The 5009-nt window shown below is 59.0% G+C and carries 6 protein-coding genes; 4 read left to right on the top strand and 2 right to left on the bottom strand.

Annotated elements, in window-relative coordinates:
• Positions 1 to 566: 566 nt before the first annotated feature.
• Positions 567 to 758 carry a hypothetical protein gene (locus NKI24_RS35500; RefSeq protein ID WP_352594214.1) on the bottom strand — a complete coding sequence of 64 codons (192 nt, stop codon included), beginning with the start codon at positions 756 to 758 and terminating at the stop codon, positions 567 to 569.
• A 944-nt stretch (positions 759 to 1702) separates the two neighbouring features.
• On the opposite strand from NKI24_RS35500, the gene NKI24_RS36145 reads away from it, so the two are divergent.
• Both NKI24_RS36145 and NKI24_RS35495 read left to right on the top strand, forming a co-directional pair.
• Positions 1703 to 2212, top strand: a complete 510-nt coding sequence (locus tag NKI24_RS36145; protein WP_502901517.1) for a Y4lK-related protein — start codon at positions 1703 to 1705, stop codon at positions 2210 to 2212.
• A 74-nt stretch (positions 2213 to 2286) separates the two neighbouring features.
• A complete protein-coding gene (locus tag NKI24_RS35495) occupies positions 2287 to 2583 on the top strand; it encodes a hypothetical protein (RefSeq protein ID WP_352750796.1) in 297 nt (98 codons plus the stop codon).
• Here NKI24_RS35495 and NKI24_RS35490 read toward each other — a convergent pair.
• On the bottom strand, positions 2467 to 3051 hold the full coding sequence (locus NKI24_RS35490) for a hypothetical protein (protein ID WP_352750794.1): 585 nt from the start codon (positions 3049 to 3051) through the stop codon (positions 2467 to 2469). The two genes, NKI24_RS35495 and NKI24_RS35490, sit on opposite strands and share 117 nt — an antisense overlap.
• A 641-nt stretch (positions 3052 to 3692) precedes the next feature.
• Between NKI24_RS35490 and NKI24_RS35485 the strand changes: the two genes are divergently transcribed.
• Together NKI24_RS35485 and NKI24_RS35480 are read left to right on the top strand one after the other, a co-directional pair.
• A complete protein-coding gene (locus NKI24_RS35485; protein ID WP_352750792.1) occupies positions 3693 to 3956 on the top strand; it encodes a DUF982 domain-containing protein in 264 nt (87 codons plus the stop codon).
• Positions 3957 to 4060: 104 nt separating this feature from the next.
• Positions 4061 to 4309: a DUF982 domain-containing protein gene (locus NKI24_RS35480; RefSeq protein ID WP_352578178.1), complete on the top strand. Its 249-nt coding sequence runs from the start codon at positions 4061 to 4063 to the stop codon at positions 4307 to 4309.
• Positions 4310 to 5009 lie beyond the last annotated feature (700 nt).

Here is a 5009-nt window from a genome sequence, read left to right as displayed (position 1 = left end):
CACCAGAAGCGAGTGCTAACGCGGCAGTGAGATAGGCCGTAGGCTCCTGCTAGTCAAGACGGAAGAGGGACGGGCGAAGAGCAAAAGAGCGTGGAAGCACCGAGCCTTTTACGTGAACGACGTCGGAGATAGGACATGGATGAGGCGGCTCACCATTTGTAATTGAAGGCTTTATTCATTTGGCACGATCGGTGCAGCGGATGATCCGCAAACGTTGCGCGCGACCGATATAATGAGAGGTGAGCGCCATCAGGATTCCCGCGTTAACGGTCCACTCGGTCTTTACGGTGTGGCCGCCGCGCGGGCGCCAGGACTCCGGCCACCCGATAGTCACCGCAAGAACTGGCTGCGCATCGCCGCTGAAGGCGCCAGGATGGACATTCTGCTGAATTTACCTGCGGCGCTGTTTCATGGACGCGCGCTTGGGCCCCCCATTTTCTATTGCCCGCCTCGGCTCATGCGGGGCGTGGCGTTCTGGGAGGATTTGCTCACCATGGTTCATAGTGGCGGCGCATACGTCCGGTGAGCGCCTCACCTGAGGCTACATGGCGGTCGTGGAGATTGCCTCAGAAGCGGCGCCCAATCGGAAACCTTAGCACCTCCGCGTTTTGGCGTGGCTGCTTGAACTCTTCGACGGCAACCGCCTCAATTAACAGGTCCAAGGCTTCGCGTCCCCTTCGACTCATCGGGTCATCGCCACAAAGGTAGTCATACGCTCGATCTAAATGCACTCGGGCGGCGGAAAAATCGCTTGTCATAGGACCCTCTCTAACTGCCCGCATTGCCGTCTACGAGGTGAAGGTCGCGCAATCGTCAATATCTACGGACAAATCTGAATTAAATCGGAGATGATCGGGGGAGTAGCTAGGATGTCACCCACGGTGACTGAACCGATCGACATCGACGCCGAGGTCTCGGCATTTCTCGCGCGGCTGGAGGCCGAAGTCCCCTGACATGATGCCGCCGTCGAGCCCGCCGACGGGTCACTCGCTGGCGCTCGGTCGGATCATAAATGCCGAGCACCCCGTTCCGAGACCACCTTTGACTTCCGTCATTCGATGCAGACGCGCGGAATCGGCCCCGATCTTTTCGGCGTAGAGCCAGAGGCCGGCCGCCAGGTCCCAGGCCGGTTGGCTCCAATCGCGCTAGGTCGTGTGGATCAGGTTTGTCCACACCACTTAGCTAGGGGCGATAATATGCCATCGAAGAAGAAATGGCGCAGGTATTGGGTATCGATCCGTCGGAGCACCCAATCCCGCCCGCAACGCGGTTCGCAGCCATCTCGACCGATTGGTGGACTCCTGACTGCGGGATCTAAGGAGCTTTTCCTAGCCTATAGCTAAATTGAAAGACGCCGGACCCCCGATCGAGCCAACCGCGACCCAACCTACTGGACTCCAGAGCGAATAGAGCGCGTGCGGCTCGAGCGACTTGAGAGGAAAAGGAAATGGCGCCTCGGCATGACTGACTCCGACTGCCTGAGCGCCGGCATCGCCTTTCAGTGCGCGCAAGGGGAGCGTTCCGGTGGCCAATGCTGCTGCTGGAACGGAGCAGGTGGGTTGTTCTAGCAACACGGTTGAGTGTCCGGGGTGCCAACAATGAACAAATGCGCAGGAACACTCGATCCGCGCCTTCGGCAGGCCTGCCTACAACCTGTGCAAGTGCACAGGTAGCGAAGGTGCGCGCGTTCAAGCACGTTTGAGTGTCGGCGCAATTTCCATGCCGACCACCAACGGAGATTTTCTGCGATGACCAACAACATGCGACTAATGAAAGCGAGCGAGATTCCGCCTTCGTTAACAAGGTGATCGAGGCTGGCTGCGACATCTGCGCGATCGGCCACTTAGGCTATTTGCTAGGCGACGATGACGGGAAGGTACCCTGGCGCAAGGTAAAAAGAATCGTAGAAGAGTTTGGGGATCGTGATCACCTGCTACCGGAGATCGTTGCCTACCTTCGCTCGAGTTGGTCGGTATATAGAACCCGAGTCGTCAACGAGCGAGGGCCGGAGAACGCACTAAACACGCACTCGAAGTTGGAGCCCGCCGCGCCCGCTGCAAAAGTCTGCGACGACTTTGGTGCCTTTTTGGAAACTTCCCCGGTTGGACGGTATGGGTGGTCTCCAGCGGCACCGATGGACCAACGTTTGGTGACGTTATATAGACGCCCGAGAGCCGTGGCGCACTGGCAGAAGACGGCTGGACACCTTTGACTTCGCATCAACCTTGACGAAACTCTTCCCTGGAATTGGATACCTGTCACCGTGACCTACGCCGAGGCCGCTTGATGGCGACAATAACCCACGTCTTCACAATCCACCACGTTTCGCAAATGATCGGGGAGGATCTCGAGCTCCTTCAGGCGATCGTCAGCAACGATGACAATCTCAGCTCTGGCAGTATCATCAGTGTCCATGACGGTACGGAGAAGGCAATAACCGCTCTCACCGACGACGGCATTGACGAGCTAACACAGATGCTTACCCATGCTCGCCGCTCGGCCGAAAAGTGGAGCGACTTCCTCGATGACTTCGTCTCGGATCCCGACAGCATCGCGCGCATCAAGGCGAGGTCTTCGGCGTAAGACCGACGGCTGCGGCAAAGTTGAGGACAAGCCGATCAATATGGTTAACTTTGCCGCCACCTCGTCCAGAGTAGCGGTAAGCCGGTTTATCTGCGAGGCGGTTGCAGCCAGCTCCGGGCCGTAACGGGTCACGAGATATTCCCGGTTCTGGCTGAGGGAGTGAAGATGTTGGGCGGTTTTCGCGCGAAGGCGCAGCCTCGCTTCCAAGGCGAGTTCCGTGCGCGCCGACAGATCGTGCTGCATTTTGCGGATCTGATTGGGGCTGTGCCCACCGTGGAGCAAAAGCGCGGTCAGATAGAGTTCGATCGCATGGATTGCCGACAATCTGAACGGCGCTCGAGTGAGCGGCTTGCCTGGCCGGCCGAGCCGAAGCAGCAGGGTTGCCGCCTTGCGGTACTCTTCCACAAGCTCGTGGATCTGCAGCGGGAAGGCTAGCTCTCCTGGGTATTTTCGTTCTTCAATCTCCATTCATGCAATTAAAATGCCACGCAGAAGTTTTGGTAAAGAGCGAACAATCGTATTCTTCGGCACTTTCCATTTCTTGGCATCGCTATCGCAATACCGAGCAAGACCTGCGTCAGTGGGGATCTGCGTCGACGCGACCGCAGTGGTTCTCGACGGATGAGAAGGGCGCATGCCGCGCCTGGCTTATCGATGCCTCGCGGATCGGCGCGGGAAGAGATCAGGTGGGCGTCTCCCTGCGGGCCGGGCTGCGGGCTTCGCTGAAGCCGGCCTGCGGTCGTCTTCACCCCTTCGGGCACGCATCCCTGACGCACCCGCTGCCGCAGCCCCGGCGCTTGGCCTGGCTTGAGTAGGGATAAAGCGCCTTACCTGTACCGAGGCGGTTTCTTCATCTCCGCTGCGAACCCCGGCGTGCGCGTTTTACCGCATCCGCCTCTCCATGCGTGACTTCGACTACGGGCCGAGGGTGCCTGGTAGCATTCCAGGGGCTCGTTCAATCCATTCCCAGGCGCGGGCGCCGTGCGCATACCGCAGGCGTTTTGTGTCGGCGGACTTGGCGAGTTTTCTTCTATGCAATCTGCATCACTGACCGGGTTGAGCTCGTCAATGACGTAGGCAAGGCCGAGGCTTTCAGCAGCCCCATTTTCGTGAAGCGCTCCACCTACATCGTGCAAGAGATTGCAAGTCTTGCCGAAGCCATCGATCTTCTCGATGAATGGCCGCCAGATCGCAGAGATCGTGCCCACGAAACTGCCCTTAGGACGTGCCATGATGCCTACGATGGGCACAAGCCTGTAGGTGCGGCGCGTAACGCGCTTTACGACTTTGCAAAGCAGGTTGGCATATTAGAGGATGCGACCTCTGCGATGCAGTGGATTGCTGCCTGCAAAGCGGGCACCGCAAAAGTCTAAATCCTATTCGCCGATGCGACTGGGGCGAGGCGCGAGTAACATTCGGTTTAGCATTCGGCCTGTCGCCGCAGACTGGCTGTCAAGGAGGGAAGGGGGGAGGGGAGATGGCCGGCTCGAGCAGATTCGAAAGGCCAGTCATTGTGCAGGTCGGCCGCCATGGCTCAGAGCGTATCGTGCTCGACGTCAATGACGCCGCCGCTATCTTGCTGCGGGATATTGGTCGTCAGACCGAGAAGAGTAGGATAGCAATGGACGTGTGTCTGCAGGTGCTGCGTGGGAAGGCTCGGTCGCCAGCTGCTCGAGGCGCTTTCGTCGTGGCCGCACTCGAAGCAAAGATACTGCGCGGCGATTAAACCGAGCTCTGGCACGGGTCATCTCTTCGGCCTCTCGCTGCCTGGTACAGCCGTCGGATATGACCCATCAGAGCGCGGCAAGGGAGTTTGAAGCGCGTCGTCGCCGTGATCGCGAGCGACCCGCAAGCCCAAGCGATAGGCCAACTGGCCAACTGCGCTGCGCCCTCGGCTCGCGTTGCCGCCTATCCTGTTTGCGGATTGAGACGCATACTTCCTGGAGCGCCGGACAGCAGACTTTCTATTCGTTGGAGGCTGAGCGGGAGCCGGCGCGGCGCTGCGGCCCGATCCGGCGTGGAGAGCGCGGGCGGGGCTTGGCTTCTCAACGAAAGCACCGGCCCAAACTAAACTCATCACATACCGTCGCTAGGTTATGGCAGCTGCACCATATCCCGCTTTCGCCGGCAAGGGGCTCGGAACGAAACTCCGGAGTAGCCGGGAACGGTCGAATCCGGCGCAAAGGTGTGGACGGAATCAGGCCGGCGTCACCACGGCTTCCTCAATGACGCCGTGATGAACTTATCCTACGGCATAGTCAGGAGCTCCTCGTCAGCGCGATGATCACCGCTCGGCACCATTCCCAGAACGTTCAAAGCAAATGTAGCCCTGCAAGTCGCTTGACCTGCCACGGGTAATTTCCTCCATCTGAGATTAGAGTCCGGCCTCGATTGAAGGACGGACTGATGAAGAGAAAGCGGTTTAC

Source organism: Mesorhizobium sp. M0701 (genome assembly GCF_040320365.1).
Taxonomy (GTDB): Bacteria; Pseudomonadota; Alphaproteobacteria; order Rhizobiales; family Rhizobiaceae; genus Mesorhizobium.
The sequence above is the reverse complement of the archived record's forward strand: the minus strand, read 5'-3'. Positions and strand labels throughout refer to the sequence as shown.

Coding starts and splice junctions, on each gene's coding strand:
- NKI24_RS35500 (WP_352594214.1), bottom strand. CDS start 758: ATGACAAGCGATTTTTCCGCCGCCCGAGTGCATTTAGATCGAGCGTAT.
- NKI24_RS35495 (WP_352750796.1), top strand. CDS start 2,287: ATGGCGACAATAACCCACGTCTTCACAATCCACCACGTTTCGCAAATG.
- NKI24_RS35490 (WP_352750794.1), bottom strand. CDS start 3,051: ATGGAGATTGAAGAACGAAAATACCCAGGAGAGCTAGCCTTCCCGCTG.
- NKI24_RS35480 (WP_352578178.1), top strand. CDS start 4,061: ATGGCCGGCTCGAGCAGATTCGAAAGGCCAGTCATTGTGCAGGTCGGC.